Below are 15,216 nucleotides of genomic sequence, written 5' to 3' on the forward strand. Positions count from 1 at the left end.
CTCCGCTGACGTTTCACGGCTCTCCTGGGTATACCGGTGGTTGTGGATTTATGATTTGATGTGTTCGGTTCTGTTTGAAGCTTGTCTTGGCTTGTACTGGCTGGTTGTGGCCGGCTTTGTACGGATGGAGAGTCCGGCGTGAAGAAGACCTCGACGAGGCTCGCCGACGGTCGTGAGCTCATCTACTACGACCTGCGCGACGACACGGTGCGTGACGCGGTGGACCGGCGCCCCCTGGAGCGCACGGTCACCACGTCGCAGGTGCGCCGGGACCCGCTGCTCGGCGACGACGTGGCGATCGCCTCGCACCGCCAGGGCCGCATCTACCACCCGCCGGCCGACGAGTGCCCCCTCTGCCCGACCGAGGGCGACCGGCTGAGCGAGATCCCGGACTCGTCGTACGACGTGGTCGTCTTCGAGAACCGCTTCCCCTCCCTGGCCGGCGACTCCGGGCGCTGCGAGGTGGTCTGCTTCACCTCCGACCACAACTCGACCTTCGCCGACCTCACCGAGGAGCAGACGCGGCTGGTTCTGGAGGCGTGGACCGACCGGACGTCGGAGCTGTCGCACCTCCCCGCCGTCGAGCAGGTGTTCTGCTTCGAGAACCGCGGCGCCGAGATCGGCGTCACCCTCGGCCATCCGCACGGCCAGATCTACGCGTACCCCTTCACCACCCCCCGTACGGCCCTGATGCTCCGCTCGGTGGCCGCGCACAAGGAGGCGACGGGCGGCGAGAACCTCTTCGACTCGATCCTGGAGACGGAACTCGCCGGCGAGCGCCTCGTCCTGGCGACCGACCACTGGGTGGCCTTCGTGCCGTACGCCGCCCACTGGCCCTACGAGGTGCACCTGTACCCGCGTCGCCGGGTGCCGGACCTGCTGGCGCTCGACGAGGACGCCCGCACAGAGTTCCCCAAGGTCTACCTGGAACTCTTGAGGCGCTTCGACCGGATCTTCGGCGAAGGTGAACCGCCGACGCCGTACATCGCGGCCTGGCACCAGGCGCCGTTCGGCACGCTGGACGAGTTCGAGGGCGTCAACCGCGACGACTTCGGCCTCCACCTCGAGCTTTTCACCATTCGCCGTACTTCCGGCAAGCTGAAGTTCCTCGCGGGCTCCGAGTCGGGGATGAGCGTCTTCATCAACGACATCCAGCCGGAATCCGCGGCCCAGCGACTGCGAGAGGTAGCGAGTTCATGAGCGGTAAGTACCTGGTCACCGGTGGTGCGGGCTATGTCGGCGGGGTGGTCGCCCAGCACCTGCTGGAGGCCGGCCACGAGGTCGTCGTCCTCGACAACCTCTCGACGGGCTTCCGGGAGGGCGTCCCGGCAGGTGCCACGTTCGTGGAGGGCGACATCAAGGACGCCGCCAAGTGGCTGGACGCCTCCTTCGACGGGGTGCTCCACTTCGCGGCCTCCTCCCAGGTCGGCGAGTCGGTCGTCAAGCCCGAGAAGTACTGGGACAACAACGTCGGCGGCTCGATGGCGCTGCTCTCGGCGATGCGCGAGGCCGGCGTACGCAAGCTGGTCTTCTCCTCGACCGCCGCGACGTACGGCGAGCCGGAGACGACCCCGATCGTCGAGACGGCCCCCACGGCCCCGACGAACCCCTACGGCGCCACCAAGCTGGCCGTCGACCACATGATCACCAGCGAGGCGACGGCCCACGGCCTGGCCGCGGTCTCCCTCCGCTACTTCAACGTCGCCGGCGCGTACGCCACCCAGGGCGAGCGCCACGACCCCGAGTCCCACCTGATCCCCCTCGTCCTCCAGGTCGCCCAGGGCAGGCGGGACGCGATCTCGGTCTTCGGCGAGGACTACCCGACCCCCGACGGCACCTGCGTACGGGACTACATCCACGTCGCCGACCTGGCGGACGCCCACCTGCTGGCCCTGACGGCCGCCACCGCGGGCGAACACCTGATCTGCAACCTCGGCAACGGCGAGGGCTTCTCGGTCCGCGAGGTCGTCGAGACGGTACGCCAGGTCACCGGCCACCCGATCCCGGAGGTCGTGGCCCCGCGCAGGGGCGGCGACCCGGCGGTCCTGGTCGCTTCCGCCGACCGGGCCCGGACCCGCCTCGGCTGGAACCCGACCCGGTCGGACCTGTCGGGGATCGTCGCGGACGCGTGGGAGTTCGCGCAGCGGACCAGCGGCAACTAGCGGCAACCAGCGGTACTGGAACACACGAGAGGTAAGAGGTAGAGGGCATGACGACTGCGGATGTCGCCGAGGCTGCCGAGGTTGCCGGGGTTTTCGAGGGGCTGTACGGATCGGCGCCGGAGGGAGTGTGGGCGGCGCCGGGCCGGGTCAACCTGATCGGTGAGCACACCGACTACAACGACGGCTTCGTCATGCCCTTCGCCCTGCCGCACACGGCGCTGGCAGCGGTCTCCCGCCGCACGGACGGCGTCGTACGCCTGCACTCGTCGGACATCGAGGGCGGCGTCGTCGAGCTGCGGGTGGGGGAGTTGACACCCGAGTCGGACAAGAACTGGACGGCGTACCCGGCGGGCGTGATCTGGGCGCTGCTGGACGCGGGCCACGAGTCGGTCGCGTCCGGCGCGGACATCCACCTCACGTCGACGGTACCGACGGGCGCGGGCCTGTCGTCGTCGGCGGCGCTGGAGGTCGTGATCGCCCTCGCCCTGAACGACCTGCACGAACTCGGCCTGGAACGCTGGCAGTTGGCCCGCCTGTGCCAGCGCGCGGAGAACGTGTACGTGGGCGCTCCGACCGGCATCATGGACCAGACGGCGTCGGCGTGCTGCACCGACGGGCACGCCCTCTTCCTGGACACCCGGGACCTCTCCCAGGACCAGATCCCCTTCGACCTCGCGGCCGAGGGCATGCGCCTGCTGGTCGTGGACACCCAGGTCAAGCACTCCCACAGCGAGGGCGAGTACGGCAAGCGCCGCGCGGGTTGCGAGAAGGGTGCGGAGCTCCTCGACGTCAACGCGCTGCGGGACGTTCCCTACGACGACCTCGACGGGGCGCTGGCACGGCTGACCGACGCCGGCGCCGACGAGGAGGTACGCCGCCTGGTACGCCACGTGGTGACCGAGGACCACCGGGTCGAACGGGTGGTGGAGTTGCTGAAGTCGGGCGGCGACACCCGCGCCATCGGCCCGATCCTCACCGAGGGCCACGCCTCCCTCCGCGACGACTTCCAGGTCTCGTGCCCGGAACTCGACCTGGTGGTCGAAGCCGCGGTCGAGTCCGGCGCCCTGGGCGCCCGTATGACGGGCGGCGGCTTCGGCGGCTCGGCGATCGTCCTGGTCGAGGCGGACGACGCGGACCGCGTCGCCAAGGCGGTGGAATCGGCGTTCAGCACGGCCGGGTACACGGCCCCCCGGGTCTTCGCGGCGGTGCCTTCGGCGGGGGCGCGACGGGTTCGCTGAGGGTGAGGTCTCGGCGCTTCAGGTGAGGGGGCATCGACGGCCCCGATGACCCTCACCCACCCCTACCGCGCCTGACCCTCCCCGCGACAGCCAATGGGCGGACCCGGCGTCACCGCTGCCGCTGGCTGGTTCACCAGGCGGGGCGGATCGGCCCCGGTGGCGCGAGCCGGGTCAGGTCGGCGACGAGTTCGCTGAAGCGTGCCTCGCCCAGCGCCTCGCGCCATGGGGCGACGGTGGCCCGGGCCGCCTGGTCGGCGGCGCGAGTGGCGGCCCAGCCGGTCTCGGTCAGTTCCAGGAGCCGGGCCCGGGCATCGTGGGGGTGCGGACGGCGCACCACGTATCCCTTGCGGACCAGGTCCTCGACCAGCTGGGCGGCGGCCTGCTTGGTCACCCCGAGGTGCTCGGCCACGTCGGCCGTGGTGGCGTCACCCAGCGAGATGCGGACGAAGGCGAAGCCGTGCGCCGGGCGCAGGTCCTCGAATCCCTGCTGGGTCACGCGGTCGTGGATCTCCTGCACCAACTGCCCGGAGAGGGCCAGCACGACTGCGGAGAAGGCCAGAGCGTCATCCATGGGTTGACTATAACTCGTCAAGCTGCTTGTCTTTATGGACAAGCAGCTTGTCCATGAGGAGGTTGGCATGCCTTTCGTCCGCAGCAACGAGGCCGCCGTTCACGAGATCCACGGGGTCCGCTTCGTTTCCTACGTCCGCCCGGACACGGGCAGCCGGGACCTCGCCTCCTGGCGTGCCGAGGTCCCGGCCGGAACGGTGGGTGTGGCCCACACGATCAGTCACGAGGAGACCTTCTACGTCCTGTCCGGCCGCCTCCGGCTCACCATCGGCGGCGAGAGCGCCGAACTCGGCGCCGGCGACGCGGCGGTGGCTCCGGCAGGCTCCGAACTGACGGTCGCCAACACCACCGACCGGCCCGCGCACATGTGGGTCACCACAAGCGTCGGACTCAGCGCCGAACTGGCCGACGGCAGCATCGTCACGCCGCCCTGGGCTCACTGAATCCGCCCTACAGATACCCCCAGGCCCGGCACATCTCCCGCAGCACCCCGGGTATCTCGTCGGCGGCCGGAGCCGGTCGGTCCGGCTGGACCTTTCCCGAGCGGATCTTGTCGTTCCAGTCGCCGAAGCCGCCGCCGAGGACCGCGCCCTCCAGGCTGCTGCCGTAGTCCAGCATGCCGGGCTGCCAGTCCAGCTCCAGGAAGCCGCAGAGGGCGCGGAGTTCGGCGGCCGGGTCGGAGGTGAGGTCCTCGTACGTGAGGATGTGGCCGCCGAGTTTCGCGTGGGCCTCCTCCATCGCCTCCATGTACTGGAGGACCCGGGTCGCCGCCTCCTCCCGGGTACGGTCGGGGACCGCCTCGTGCCAGGAGCGGGACACCGCGGCCGGGTGGCGGCGCAGGAAGACGAACCGCGCGTCGGGCCAGGTCTCGGCGATCCGCTGCCACTGGAAGGTGTTGCCCGGGGTCTTCTCCACGATGAACGGCTTGCCCGACTTGACCAGTTCCCGGTGCAGAGCGCGGTCCCAGAGCAGGCCCTCCAGATCCTCGTAGCCGAGGCCGAGCGCCTCGAAGGAGCGTTCCGTGGGGCTCCCGGACTTGAAGTACACCTCCAGGCCGGTCAGATGCAGCTCGTGCGAGGCGTGCAGTTCGGAGTGGGCGCCCAGCATCATGCGCAGCAGCGTCGAGCCCGAGCGCACGGGTGCCAGGACGAAGACCGGCCGGTTCAGGAGCCGGTCGACCACCGGGTCCACGGGGTGCCGGGGCGCGGCCGGCGGCCGCGCCGGACGCGGTGAACGAGGCTTCGGCACGGCGTCCAGGGTGCCGGCGCCGGCGCTCGCGGCGGGCCTGGGCGCGGGGACCCGGCGGACCTGGAAGCCCGTCGTCTCGGCGAGCTTGGAGTTCAGCTTCCGCAGGATGCTCATGGGGCGGCACGTTAGAACTCTTACCTGAGACTTACCTGGGTCTTGTCTGAGACCGGGGTAAAGGCCCGTGGTGAGCGCGAAGAGGTGATTCCCGATCACCCCGTCACCCTTCGTGATGACGGCTCCGGAGTCCGGCCGCTACCGTGAGGGCACAGGCCGAGAATTCCGTCCATGGGAGGAATCATGACCGCCGAGCCCGTCGCCGAGCCGACCGCTGAGCCCGGCTGCCGCTGGCCGGTGCCGCCCCAGGACGGATACACCGTGGACGACCTGTTCACGCTGCCCGACCTCCCGCCGCACACAGAGCTGATCGACGGGAGCCTGGTTTTTGTGAGTCCGCAGCGGGATTTTCACAGCACGATGATCGACCTTCTGGCGACCGGTCTGCGCCGTACGGTCCCTGAGGAACTGAAGGTCCGCCGCGAGATGACCGTCGTTCTGGACCGTCGTAACGGCCCCGAGCCCGATGTCAGCGTCGTCCGTGCGGGCGCGGTCACCGGACCGGATCTCACCCGGTTCGAAGCCGGGGACGTCCTGCTCGCCGTAGAGGTCGTCTCGCCCGACTCCGAGGCTCGCGACCGTGATGCCAAGCCCCGTAAGTACGCGGCCGCCGGCATCCCCTACTTCTGGCTCGTGGAGATGGCCGACCCCAACCAGCACCCGGTGGTCCGTGCGTACGAGATCGACCCGGTGAACAAGACCTACGCCCTCACCGGCATCCATCACGACCACCTGAAACTCACCGCGCCCTACGACATCGACGTCGACATCACCCTGGACGCGCTCAAGGAACTCTGACCCCGGCCTCAAGTCCCCGGCACCAGCCGCTTCGTCAGCGTGTACTCCGTGACCCCCGGTGGATAGTCCGGGATCACGCACACCACCTCGTACCCCTGCCCGCGGTAGAAATCCGGTGCCTGGAAGTCCCAGGTCTCCAGGCGTGCGTTCGTGCACGCGCGCTCCTCCCGTGCCGTGTGCTCCGCTTTCGCGAGGAGGTGGGAGCCCAGGCCCCTGCCCCGGTGCCGGGTGTCGACCCAGAGGTACGCCACGTGCAGCCAGGTGGTCCAGGTGTGGCCGACCAGGCCGCCGGCCAGGTTCCCCTCCTCGTCCAACGCCCATACGTGGAGCGGGAGTTCGCGCTCGGCGGGGGTGCCGCGCAGAGCGCGCAGGACAGGTGAGGCCGCCGTGTTCGCCTCGCGCAACCGCGACCGGAGAACGGAGAGCCATTCCTTGTCGACTTCTGTCTCAATACGAAACATGCGGCACACCATAAACGCGCTGGCCAATCAGTTCTGCGAATTACCTTCCGCTCCTGCCTCCCAGCCGTACCCTGATGAACAGCACCGGTGGGGGCCGGTGCTGATCAGGGGGCGAGACAGCCGGGTACGACGCCCGGAGTGGGGGTAGCAGTCATCGCACGGCGGCTGCCGCGCGCCGGTGACTGCGGCAGCCCCGTTCCAGGCCGGCAACAGCAGCCGGGGATTGCTCCGGGCATCGTGTCGCACGGGTTGTCCCCCCGACGATTGGGTGTCCCCAGCTCTTGAGGAGCTCGGGGAAGGGGGTTTCAGTGGTTCGCATCCGAGTCCTGGTCGTCGACGACCATCGCATCTTCGCCGAGTCGCTCGCCGCCGCACTGGCCGCGGAGCCCGACGTCGACGTCTCCGCCGCCGGCAGCGGTCCCGCCGCGCTGCGCAGCATGGAGCGCGCGGTGGCCGAGGGCCGCCGGTTCGACGTCCTGCTCGTCGACTCAGAACTGGGCGGCAACGTGCCCGGGGCGCGTCCGGCGGTGCCCGTGCAGGAGGGCAACACGGAGGGCCTGGTCGACGGCATCTCGCTGGTCGCGGGCGTCCGTTCGGGACATCCGCACGTACGGACGGTCGTCCTCGCCGAGAAGGACGACCCCCGCAGGGCCGCGCTCGCTCTGCAGGCGGGTGCCTCCGGGTGGGTCGCCAAGGACTGCTCGCTGTCCCGGCTGCTGACCGTCATACGGGGCGTACTGCGCGACGAGACGCATCTGCCGCCCGCCCTCCTCACCGGGGTGCTGCGCGAGCTGACCGCCGCCCGCAAGCACCGCACCGAGAGTGAACGGCTCGTCGAGTCGTTGACACCCCGGGAGCGGGAGGTACTGCGGTGCATGGTCGCCGGTCTGGGCCGCAAGGCCGTCGCCGAACGGCTGTTCCTCTCCCCGCACACCGTGCGCACCCATATGCAGAACGTGCTGGGCAAGCTGGGCGTCCACTCCACCCTCGCCGCCGTCGCGCTGGCCCGGCGGGCCGGCGTCGGCCCCGTCGACCTGGGACACGGGGGGCGCATCACGGTGGAGGAGAGCAGCAGCGCCTGACGACCGGCAGCAGCGCCCGACCCACCCGGCCGGTCCGACGTGTCCCCGAACCCGGGTGTCAGCCGGGGATGTTGTCGAACGGTGCCGTCAACTGGCGTAGCAGCCCGGCCAGTTCGCCTCGCTGCCCGCGCGAGAGTTCCGCCAGGATCGCGCGCTCCTGGTCCAGCAGACCCGCGAGCGCCTGATCCGCCCGGTCCTGCCCCTCCGTCGTGAGCCGGACCAGCACCCCTCGACGGTCGGTGGGGTCGGGGAGGCGCTCCACCAGGCCCTTCTTGGTCAGCCGGTCGATGCGGTTCGTCATCGTGCCGGAGGTGACCAGGGTCTGGGTGAGGAGCTGACCGGGGGAGAGCTGATACGGGTCTCCGGCGCGCCTGAGCGCGGTCAGGACGTCGAACTCCCAGGGTTCCAGGGCGTGCTCTGCGAACGCCAGCCTGCGCGCACGGTCCAGATGCCGCGCCAGCCTGCTGACCCGGCTGAGTACTTCGAGTGGTTCCACGTCGAGGTCCGGGCGCTCCCGGCGCCACGCAGCGACCAGCCGATCGACCTCGTCCTCCATGACGATCAGTGTAGTGGTTGTGTCGATGTGGAGTCTCTTGATATCGAGCATCTCGGTATGGAATCTCTTGACGTCGAGATATATCTCGCGGGAGGGTAGCCGTATGACCACACCCACCTGGGACCCCGCCCAGTACCTCCGCCACGCCGACCACCGCGCCCGTCCCTTCACCGACCTCCTCGCCCGCGTCCCCGACCTCCCCACGGCCCCGCCCGCAGGGCCTCCCCACATCGCCGACCTCGGCTGCGGCCCCGGCAACGTCACCGCCGTACTCGCCGACCGCTGGCCCACCGCGCACATCACCGGATACGACAACTCCGCGCCGATGCTGGAACGGGCTGCGCGATACGCGGGCCCCACGGCCGGCGGCGGCCACCTCGACTTCGCCCACGCCGACGCCTCGCGGTGGACGCCCTCCGAGACGTACGACCTGATCGTCTCCAACGCCGCCCTCCACTGGGTCGAAGGGCACCTCGACGCGTTCCCGGCCTGGCTGGACGCCGTCGCGCCCGGCGGCACCTTCGCCTTCCAGGTGCCGAACAACCTCGACGCGCCCCTGCACACCCTCATGCGCGAACTCGGCACCGGCGCCCGCTGGAAGAGCCGCCTCGGCGAGGTGCTGCGCCGCGAGGACTCCGTGCACCCACCCCTCGTCTACCTCGACCGGCTCGCCCGGCTCGGCTGCGAGACGGACGTGTGGGAGACGACGTATCTCCACGTCCTGCAGGGGGAGGACCCGGTGCTCGACTGGGTCAAGGGGACCGGCCTGCGGCCCGTGCTCACCGCCCTGGCCGACGACCCCGAGGCCCGGGACGCGTTCCTCACCGAGTACCGCGACCTGCTGCGCGCGGTGTATCCGACGGAGGAGTACGGCACCGTGCTGCCCTTCCAGCGCCTGTTCGCCGTGGCCCGGAAGGGCGGGGAACGGGGGGCGGGGAAGTGATCGTCGGCATCGACCATGTGCAACTGGCCGCGCCGCCCGGCACGGAGGACGAGCTGCGCGCGTACTACGTCGACGTCCTCGGCATGACCGAGACACCGAAGCCACCGGCGCCGGCCGCCCGGGGCGGGTGCTGGTTCCGGGCGGGGACCGCGCGGCTCCATCTGGGGGTGGAGCCCGATTTCCGAGCTGCCCGGAAGGCCCACCCCGGGCTACGGGTCACCGGCATCGAGGCGTACGCGGCCCGACTGGAGGCCCACGGGGTGCAGGTGACCTGGGACGGCGGTCTGCCGGGCCACCTGCGCTTCTATGCCTCCGACCCCGTGGGCAACCGGCTGGAGTTCCTGGAGCCGGTGCCTACGGGGTGAGGCCGCGCGTCCGCCTGACCTCAGCGCGTGGAATGCCCGGCCCGACGGTGCCCTCGGCCTTGCGGCGCTGGTGGTCGGCAACGGCCAGGGGGTCTTCGAGGCCCGCGATGACCTGGGGAGAGACCAGCAGCGCGGTCACCCCTCGTCGTCGGTGATGGCGATCGTCTCGCCGTGCGCCGCTCGGCGAACGAGTTCGCCGAGCCGGGAACCGGCCTTGCCGATCGTGGCCTCAGTCACGCGCCCACGGTTGCACAAGGCGGCCTCGCGGTCAGCCGAAGCACTCCGCAGTCACCCTCAAGCCTTCCGCCGCCCTATCAGGCGCGGCTTCGCCTCCAGGCCGTCCAGCCCGTGCCAAGCCAGGTTCACCAGGTGCGCCGCCACCTCCGCCTTGCGCGGACGGCGTACGTCGAGCCACCACTGGCCCGTCAGCGCGACCATGCCGACCAGGGCCTGGGCGTACAGCGGGGCCAGATTGGGGTCGAAGCCGCGGCGTTTGAACTCGCGGCCCAGGATGTCCTCCACCTGGGTGGCGATGTCCGAGATCAGCGACGCGAAGGAACCCGTCGACTGGGGGATGGGGGAGTCGCGCACCAGGATGCGGAAGCCGTCCGTGTACTCCTCGATGTAGTCGAGGAGCGCGAACGCCGCCTGCTCGCACAGTTCGCGGGGATGCCCCGCCGTCAGGGAACTCGTCACCATGTCCAGCAGGCGCCGCATCTCGCGGTCAACGACCACCGCGTACAGGCCCTCCTTGCCGCCGAAGTGCTCGTACACCACCGGCTTGGAGACACCGGCCTTGGCCGCGATCTCCTCCACCGACGTGGCCTCGAAGCCCTTCGTGGCGAACAGCGTGCGGCCGATCTCCAGCAACTGGGCCCGGCGCTCGGCACCCGTCATCCGGGTGCGGCGGGGGCGCCGCGGTTTCTCATTGCTCGGAGTGCTGCTGGAGTCGGTCGCCACGCCGTCAATCATGCCGCCTTCGCCGGCTCCTTCCGGCGCCGAGAGCCGTCCAGGTCCGTGTTCCGGCGGGAATCGATACGCGAGCGTGACGGCCAGCGCACGTCATAGGCCCATCCGAGCTTCTCGAACCAGCGGATCAGCCGCGCCGAGGAGTCGACCTGCCCACGCATCACACCGTGCCGCGCCGACGTCGGGTCGGCATGGTGCAGGTTGTGCCAGGACTCACCGCACGACAGCACGGCCAGCCACCAAACGTTCCCCGAACGGTCCCGCGACTTGAAGGGGCGCTTGCCCACCGCGTGGCAGATCGAGTTGATCGACCAGGTGACGTGATGGAGCAGGCAGACACGCACCAGCGAGCCCCAGAAGAAGCCCGTGAACGCGCCCCACCAGGACATCGTCACCAGACCGCCGATCAGCGCGGGCAGCGCCAGCGACAGCATCGCCCACCAGATGAACTGGCGGGAGATCGCCCGGATGTCCGGGTCCTTGATCAGATCGGGCGCGTACTTGTCCTGCGGTGTCTGCTCCTCGTCGAACATCCACTCGATGTGCGCCCACCACAGGCCCCGCATCAGCGCCGGAACCGTCTCCCCGAACCGCCACGGCGAATGCGGATCACCCTCCGCGTCCGAGAACTTGTGGTGCTTGCGATGGTCGGCCACCCAGCGCACCAGCGGACCCTCCACCGCCATCGAACCGGCGATGGCGAGCGCGATCCGCAACGGCCGCTTCGCCTTGAAGGCACCGTGCGTGAAGTACCGGTGGAAGCCGATCGTGATGCCGTGGCAGCCCAGGTAGTAGAAGAAGACGAGCAGGCCGAGGTCCAGCCAGCTCACCCCCCAGCCCCACGCCAGCGGCACCGCCGCCAGCACAGCCAGGAACGGGACGATGATGAAGAGGAGAAGCGTGATCTGTTCGAGCGAACGCTTCTGTTCGCCACCCAGCGTGGCCGAGGGCAGTGAGGAGTCGTCGGGCGTCTTCCCAGCGTCTTCGAGCGCGTCGGAAGGTGAGGTGGTCATGCGCATCCCCTGGGGGGTGGTGGGTCCTGGCAGATGCCGGGGGTACGGAATCCGAGGTCGCCCACGGATTCAGGCTCCCTACGGTTGCGTAACCTACGGCGTCGTAAGTATGTCAGCGCGTCGCCCGGCGGCAAGAGCCCGAAATCATGCGCGTCCCCCTCGACACCTATCCTTGAGTCGGTCGGACAGCGCGGTCCGCTCTCTTTTCTTCCCGGATGCCCCGCCCCTATGCCGCCCGGCACACCGGTTCCGGCGCGGCCTGCCCGCCCGGACACCCGCCGGGTACCCACCCGCCGAGCCTCCACACTGCAAGGAGCCGCACCTGTGAGCAGTGCCGACGACCACGGTCAGACCGCTACGGTCACCACGACGACCAGCAGCGAACTGCGCGCCGACATCCGCCGTCTGGGCGACCTGCTCGGCGAGACCCTCGTCCGCCAGGAGGGCCCTGAGCTGCTCGAACTCGTGGAGAAGGTCCGCCAACTGACCCGCGAGGACGGCGAGGCCGCCGCCGAACTGCTGCGCGGCACCGAACTGGAGACCGCCGCCAAGCTCGTCCGCGCCTTCTCCACCTACTTCCACCTCGCCAACGTCACCGAGCAGGTCCACCGAGGCCGCGAACTGCGCGCCAAGCGCGCCGCCGAAGGCAGCCTTCTCGCCCGCACGGCCGACCGCCTCAAGGACGCCGACCCCGACCACCTGCGCGCCACGGTCAGGAACCTCAACGTTCGCCCGGTCTTCACGGCCCACCCCACGGAAGCGGCCAGGCGCTCGGTCCTCAACAAGCTGCGCCGTATCGCCGCCCTGCTGGAGACCCCCGTCATCGAGGCGGACCGCCGCCGCTACGACACCCGTCTGGCCGAGAACATCGACCTCGTCTGGCAGACGGACGAGCTGCGCGTCGTACGCCCCGAGCCCGCCGACGAGGCCCGCAACGCCATCTACTACCTCGACGAACTCCACGCGGGTGCGGTCGGCGACGTACTCGAGGACCTGACGGCGGAACTGGAGCGCGTCGGCGTCCGCCTGCCCGACGACACCCGGCCCCTCACCTTCGGCACCTGGATCGGCGGCGACCGCGACGGCAACCCCAACGTGACCCCCCAGGTCACCTGGGACGTCCTCATCCTCCAGCACGAGCACGGCATCAACGACGCCCTGGAACTGATCGACGAGCTGCGCGGCTTCCTCTCCAACTCCATCCGCTACACGGGCGCCACCGAGGAACTCCTCGAATCCCTCCGGGCCGACATCGAACTCCTGCCCGAGATCAGCCCCCGCTACAAGCGCCTCAACGCCGAGGAGCCCTACCGGCTCAAGGCCACCTGCATCCGCCAGAAGCTCGAGAACACCAAGCAGCGCCTCGCCAAGGACACCCCGCACCAGCCCGGCCGCGACTACCTCGGCACCGGCCAGCTCCTCGCGGACCTCACCCTCATCCAGACCTCCCTGCGCGAACACCGCGGCGGCCTCTTCGCCGACGGCCGCATGGACCGCACGATCCGCACCCTCGCCGCCTTCGGCCTCCAGCTCGCCACCATGGACGTACGCGAACACGCCGACGCCCACCACCACACCCTCGGCCAGCTCTTCGACCGCCTAGGCGAGGAATCCTGGCGCTACGAGGACATGCCCCGCGAGTACCGCAACAAGCTCCTCGCCAAGGAACTCCGCTCGCGCAGGCCCCTCGCCCCGACCCCCGCACCGCTCGACGCGGCCGGCACCAAGACACTCGGCGTGTTCGAGACCGTCAAGAAGGCCCTCGCCGTCTTCGGACCCGAGGTCATCGAGTCCTACATCATCTCGATGTGCCAGGGCTCCGACGACGTCTTCGCCGCCGCCGTACTCGCCCGTGAGGCCGGCCTCATCGACCTCCACGCCGGCTGGGCCAAGATCGGCATCGTGCCCCTCCTGGAGACCACCGACGAACTCAAGGCAGCCGACACCATCCTCGAGGACATGCTCTCCGACCCGTCCTACCGGCGCCTCGTCGCGCTCCGGGGCGACGTCCAGGAGGTCATGCTCGGCTACTCCGACTCCTCCAAGTTCGGCGGCATCACCACCAGCCAGTGGGAGATCCACCGCGCCCAGCGCCGCCTGCGCGACGTCGCCCACAGGTACGGAGTGCGGCTCCGCCTCTTCCACGGGCGCGGCGGCACCGTCGGCCGAGGCGGCGGCCCCTCCCACGACGCGATCCTCGCCCAGCCCTGGGGCACCCTGGAAGGCGAGATCAAGGTCACCGAACAGGGCGAGGTGATCTCCGACAAGTACCTCGTCCCCTCGCTCGCCCGCGAGAACCTCGAACTGACGGTCGCCGCCACCCTCCAGGCCTCCGCCCTGCACACCTCACCCCGCCAGTCCGACGAAGCGCTGGCCCGCTGGGACGCGGCCATGGACGTCGTCTCGGACGCCGCGCACGCCCGCTACCGGGCCCTGGTCGAGGACCCCGACCTGCCGACGTACTTCCTCGCGTCGACCCCGGTGGACCAGCTCGCCGACCTGCACCTGGGCTCGCGGCCCTCCCGCCGCCCCGGCTCCGGCGTCTCGCTCGACGGTCTGCGCGCCATCCCCTGGGTCTTCGGCTGGACCCAGTCCCGCCAGATCGTCCCCGGGTGGTTCGGCGTCGGCTCCGGCCTGAAGGCCCTGCGCGAAGCGGGCCTCGACACCGTGCTCGACGAGATGCACGAACAGTGGCACTTCTTCCGCAACTTCATCTCCAACGTCGAGATGACCCTCGCCAAGACCGACCTCAGGATCGCCGCTCACTACGTCGACACCCTCGTACCCGACGACCTCAAGCACGTCTTCGACGCCATCAGGACCGAACACGAGCTGACCGTCAAGGAGGTTCTGCGCGTCACCGGCGAGTCCGAACTCCTCGACGCCGCCCCCGTACTGAAGCAGACCTTCACCATCCGGGACGCCTACCTGGACCCCATCTCCTACCTCCAGGTCACCCTGCTCAAGCGCCAGCGCGACGCCGCGGCAGCCGGCACCGACCCCGACCCGCTCCTCGCCCGCGCCCTCCTCCTCACCGTCAACGGAGTCGCGGCGGGCCTGCGCAACACCGGCTGAGCCGGACGGCCGGAAACGGCTGAGGGTCGTGTCTCCCAGATCCGCGGCAAGGTCGCGGTGACCCGGCTGGAGAAGGGCTCCCTGCTGCAGACGGACATGATCGTCGACCGGCCCGCGCTGGCCGCCGGTGAGCAGGAGATCGCGATCATGATCGACGCGTCGACGGGTGTGGCCGGAAAGATCGACCCGGGGTCGCTCGTCAACATCTACGCCACCTTCGAGTCCAAGGACAGCGAGAAGGGCGTCGACGAGGCCAAGCTGCTCGTCACGAACGCGCGCGTCATCGACGTCGGGAAGATCAGCGCCCTCGAACCGGGACAGTCGAGCAACGAACGCCGAAGTACGTCGACGGAGGCCGTCCCGATCACCTTCGCGCTCAAGACGCCGGACGCCCAACGTGTCGCGTACGCCGAGTCGTTCGCCGAGCACGTCCGACTGTCCCTCGTCGCGGGCGGCGAACTGACGGCCGTCCCCGGCGCCGCGGACCGTACGTACACCCTCGAGAAGGACAAGTAGGAGGCCGGCATGAGGTCCGTACGTACGAAGCCGCAGCCGCAGTCGCACTCGCAGCCCCAACAACGGTGGCGGCGAACGTCGTTGACATGCCTGCCGAGGGCGCGCC

At 70.0% G+C, this 15,216-nt stretch carries 16 protein-coding genes and 1 pseudogene; 10 read left to right on the forward strand and 7 right to left on the reverse strand.

What is annotated here, in order from left to right:
* Window positions 1-138: 138 nt before the first annotated feature.
* Genes galT through galK form a run of 3 tightly spaced genes read left to right on the forward strand, consistent with a single transcriptional unit; the run spans window position 139 to window position 3,400 of the window.
* Window positions 139-1,200 carry a galactose-1-phosphate uridylyltransferase gene (gene galT, locus STRTUCAR8_RS35825; RefSeq protein WP_006381173.1) on the forward strand — a complete coding sequence of 354 codons (1,062 nt, stop codon included), beginning with the start codon at window positions 139-141 and terminating at the stop codon, window positions 1,198-1,200.
* The gene (galE, locus tag STRTUCAR8_RS35830; protein ID WP_006381168.1) at window positions 1,197-2,162 is read left to right on the forward strand and encodes a UDP-glucose 4-epimerase GalE; all 966 of its coding nucleotides are present in this window, start codon (window positions 1,197-1,199) and stop codon (window positions 2,160-2,162) included. The genes galT and galE overlap by 4 nt, the downstream gene beginning before the upstream one ends.
* Before the next feature lie 47 nt (window positions 2,163-2,209).
* A complete protein-coding gene (gene galK, locus STRTUCAR8_RS35835) occupies window positions 2,210-3,400 on the forward strand; it encodes a galactokinase (RefSeq protein ID WP_006381183.1) in 1,191 nt (396 codons plus the stop codon).
* Between the two features lie 130 nt (window positions 3,401-3,530).
* Here the strand turns inward: galK and STRTUCAR8_RS35840 are convergent, their stop codons facing one another.
* The gene (locus tag STRTUCAR8_RS35840; RefSeq protein WP_006381174.1) at window positions 3,531-3,971 is read right to left on the reverse strand and encodes a MarR family winged helix-turn-helix transcriptional regulator; all 441 of its coding nucleotides are present in this window, start codon (window positions 3,969-3,971) and stop codon (window positions 3,531-3,533) included.
* A gap of 67 nt (window positions 3,972-4,038) precedes the next feature.
* On the opposite strand from STRTUCAR8_RS35840, the gene STRTUCAR8_RS35845 reads away from it, so the two are divergent.
* Window positions 4,039-4,413 carry a cupin domain-containing protein gene (locus tag STRTUCAR8_RS35845; RefSeq protein WP_006381177.1) on the forward strand — a complete coding sequence of 125 codons (375 nt, stop codon included), beginning with the start codon at window positions 4,039-4,041 and terminating at the stop codon, window positions 4,411-4,413.
* A gap of 7 nt (window positions 4,414-4,420) precedes the next feature.
* Here STRTUCAR8_RS35845 and STRTUCAR8_RS35850 read toward each other — a convergent pair whose 3' ends face one another.
* Window positions 4,421-5,332: a sulfotransferase family protein gene (locus STRTUCAR8_RS35850; protein WP_006381184.1), complete on the reverse strand. Its 912-nt coding sequence runs from the start codon at window positions 5,330-5,332 to the stop codon at window positions 4,421-4,423.
* A gap of 183 nt (window positions 5,333-5,515) precedes the next feature.
* On the opposite strand from STRTUCAR8_RS35850, the gene STRTUCAR8_RS35855 reads away from it, so the two are divergent.
* A complete protein-coding gene (locus tag STRTUCAR8_RS35855; protein ID WP_006381172.1) occupies window positions 5,516-6,130 on the forward strand; it encodes a Uma2 family endonuclease in 615 nt (204 codons plus the stop codon).
* 8 nt (window positions 6,131-6,138) lie between these two features.
* Here the strand turns inward: STRTUCAR8_RS35855 and STRTUCAR8_RS35860 are convergent, their stop codons facing one another.
* Window positions 6,139-6,603 (reverse strand): GNAT family N-acetyltransferase, encoded by a 465-nt coding sequence (locus STRTUCAR8_RS35860; RefSeq protein WP_078507418.1) that lies wholly within the window; start codon window positions 6,601-6,603, stop codon window positions 6,139-6,141.
* 296 nt (window positions 6,604-6,899) lie between these two features.
* Between STRTUCAR8_RS35860 and STRTUCAR8_RS35865 the strand changes: the two genes are divergently transcribed.
* On the forward strand, window positions 6,900-7,673 hold the full coding sequence (locus STRTUCAR8_RS35865; RefSeq protein WP_006381175.1) for a LuxR C-terminal-related transcriptional regulator: 774 nt from the start codon (window positions 6,900-6,902) through the stop codon (window positions 7,671-7,673).
* Window positions 7,674-7,731: 58 nt separating this feature from the next.
* Here STRTUCAR8_RS35865 and STRTUCAR8_RS35870 read toward each other — a convergent pair whose 3' ends face one another.
* On the reverse strand, window positions 7,732-8,229 hold the full coding sequence (locus STRTUCAR8_RS35870; protein ID WP_044473481.1) for a MarR family winged helix-turn-helix transcriptional regulator: 498 nt from the start codon (window positions 8,227-8,229) through the stop codon (window positions 7,732-7,734).
* Window positions 8,230-8,332: 103 nt separating this feature from the next.
* Here STRTUCAR8_RS35870 and STRTUCAR8_RS35875 point away from each other — a divergent pair, with 103 nt between their 5' ends.
* Window positions 8,333-9,172, forward strand: a complete 840-nt coding sequence (locus STRTUCAR8_RS35875) for a trans-aconitate 2-methyltransferase (RefSeq protein ID WP_006381182.1) — start codon at window positions 8,333-8,335, stop codon at window positions 9,170-9,172.
* The gene (locus tag STRTUCAR8_RS35880; RefSeq protein WP_006381171.1) at window positions 9,169-9,537 is read left to right on the forward strand and encodes a VOC family protein; all 369 of its coding nucleotides are present in this window, start codon (window positions 9,169-9,171) and stop codon (window positions 9,535-9,537) included. The genes STRTUCAR8_RS35875 and STRTUCAR8_RS35880 overlap by 4 nt, the downstream gene beginning before the upstream one ends.
* On the opposite strand, the gene STRTUCAR8_RS55885 is transcribed toward STRTUCAR8_RS35880, so the two are convergent.
* The 3 genes from STRTUCAR8_RS55885 to STRTUCAR8_RS35895 form a co-directional block, all read right to left on the reverse strand.
* Window positions 9,527-9,676 carry a hypothetical protein gene (locus STRTUCAR8_RS55885; protein ID WP_407705434.1) on the reverse strand — a complete coding sequence of 50 codons (150 nt, stop codon included), beginning with the start codon at window positions 9,674-9,676 and terminating at the stop codon, window positions 9,527-9,529. The two genes, STRTUCAR8_RS35880 and STRTUCAR8_RS55885, sit on opposite strands and share 11 nt — an antisense overlap.
* A 155-nt stretch (window positions 9,677-9,831) precedes the next feature.
* Complete coding sequence (locus tag STRTUCAR8_RS35890) at window positions 9,832-10,509, reverse strand: TetR/AcrR family transcriptional regulator (RefSeq protein WP_044473479.1); 678 nt, start codon at window positions 10,507-10,509, stop codon at window positions 9,832-9,834.
* On the reverse strand, window positions 10,506-11,519 hold the full coding sequence (locus STRTUCAR8_RS35895; protein ID WP_044473482.1) for an acyl-CoA desaturase: 1,014 nt from the start codon (window positions 11,517-11,519) through the stop codon (window positions 10,506-10,508). The genes STRTUCAR8_RS35890 and STRTUCAR8_RS35895 overlap by 4 nt, the downstream gene beginning before the upstream one ends.
* 324 nt (window positions 11,520-11,843) lie before the next feature.
* Here STRTUCAR8_RS35895 and ppc point away from each other — a divergent pair, with 324 nt between their 5' ends.
* Window positions 11,844-14,594, forward strand: coding sequence for a phosphoenolpyruvate carboxylase (ppc, locus tag STRTUCAR8_RS35900; RefSeq protein WP_006381179.1), 2,751 nt, complete (start codon window positions 11,844-11,846; stop codon window positions 14,592-14,594).
* A 15-nt stretch (window positions 14,595-14,609) separates the two neighbouring features.
* A pseudogene (locus STRTUCAR8_RS35905) lies at window positions 14,610-15,110 on the forward strand (RcpC/CpaB family pilus assembly protein); the annotation flags it as partial.
* Between the last annotated feature and the right edge of the window lie 106 nt (window positions 15,111-15,216).

The organism is Streptomyces turgidiscabies Car8, from assembly GCF_000331005.1.
GTDB lineage: Bacteria > Actinomycetota > Actinomycetes > Streptomycetales > Streptomycetaceae > Streptomyces > Streptomyces turgidiscabies.

What these genes read in the sequence shown, in the direction of transcription:
- STRTUCAR8_RS35890 (WP_044473479.1), bottom strand. Translation starts at nt 10,509, where the DNA reads ATGATTGACGGCGTGGCGACCGACTCCAGCAGCACTCCGAGCAATGAG.
- STRTUCAR8_RS35845 (WP_006381177.1), top strand. Translation starts at nt 4,039, where the DNA reads ATGCCTTTCGTCCGCAGCAACGAGGCCGCCGTTCACGAGATCCACGGG.
- STRTUCAR8_RS35860 (WP_078507418.1), bottom strand. Translation starts at nt 6,603, where the DNA reads ATGGTGTGCCGCATGTTTCGTATTGAGACAGAAGTCGACAAGGAATGG.
- STRTUCAR8_RS35850 (WP_006381184.1), bottom strand. Translation starts at nt 5,332, where the DNA reads ATGAGCATCCTGCGGAAGCTGAACTCCAAGCTCGCCGAGACGACGGGC.
- STRTUCAR8_RS35855 (WP_006381172.1), top strand. Translation starts at nt 5,516, where the DNA reads ATGACCGCCGAGCCCGTCGCCGAGCCGACCGCTGAGCCCGGCTGCCGC.
- STRTUCAR8_RS35875 (WP_006381182.1), top strand. Translation starts at nt 8,333, where the DNA reads ATGACCACACCCACCTGGGACCCCGCCCAGTACCTCCGCCACGCCGAC.
- STRTUCAR8_RS35840 (WP_006381174.1), bottom strand. Translation starts at nt 3,971, where the DNA reads ATGGATGACGCTCTGGCCTTCTCCGCAGTCGTGCTGGCCCTCTCCGGG.
- STRTUCAR8_RS35895 (WP_044473482.1), bottom strand. Translation starts at nt 11,519, where the DNA reads ATGACCACCTCACCTTCCGACGCGCTCGAAGACGCTGGGAAGACGCCC.
- STRTUCAR8_RS35870 (WP_044473481.1), bottom strand. Translation starts at nt 8,229, where the DNA reads ATGGAGGACGAGGTCGATCGGCTGGTCGCTGCGTGGCGCCGGGAGCGC.
- galE (WP_006381168.1), top strand. Translation starts at nt 1,197, where the DNA reads ATGAGCGGTAAGTACCTGGTCACCGGTGGTGCGGGCTATGTCGGCGGG.
- galK (WP_006381183.1), top strand. Translation starts at nt 2,210, where the DNA reads ATGACGACTGCGGATGTCGCCGAGGCTGCCGAGGTTGCCGGGGTTTTC.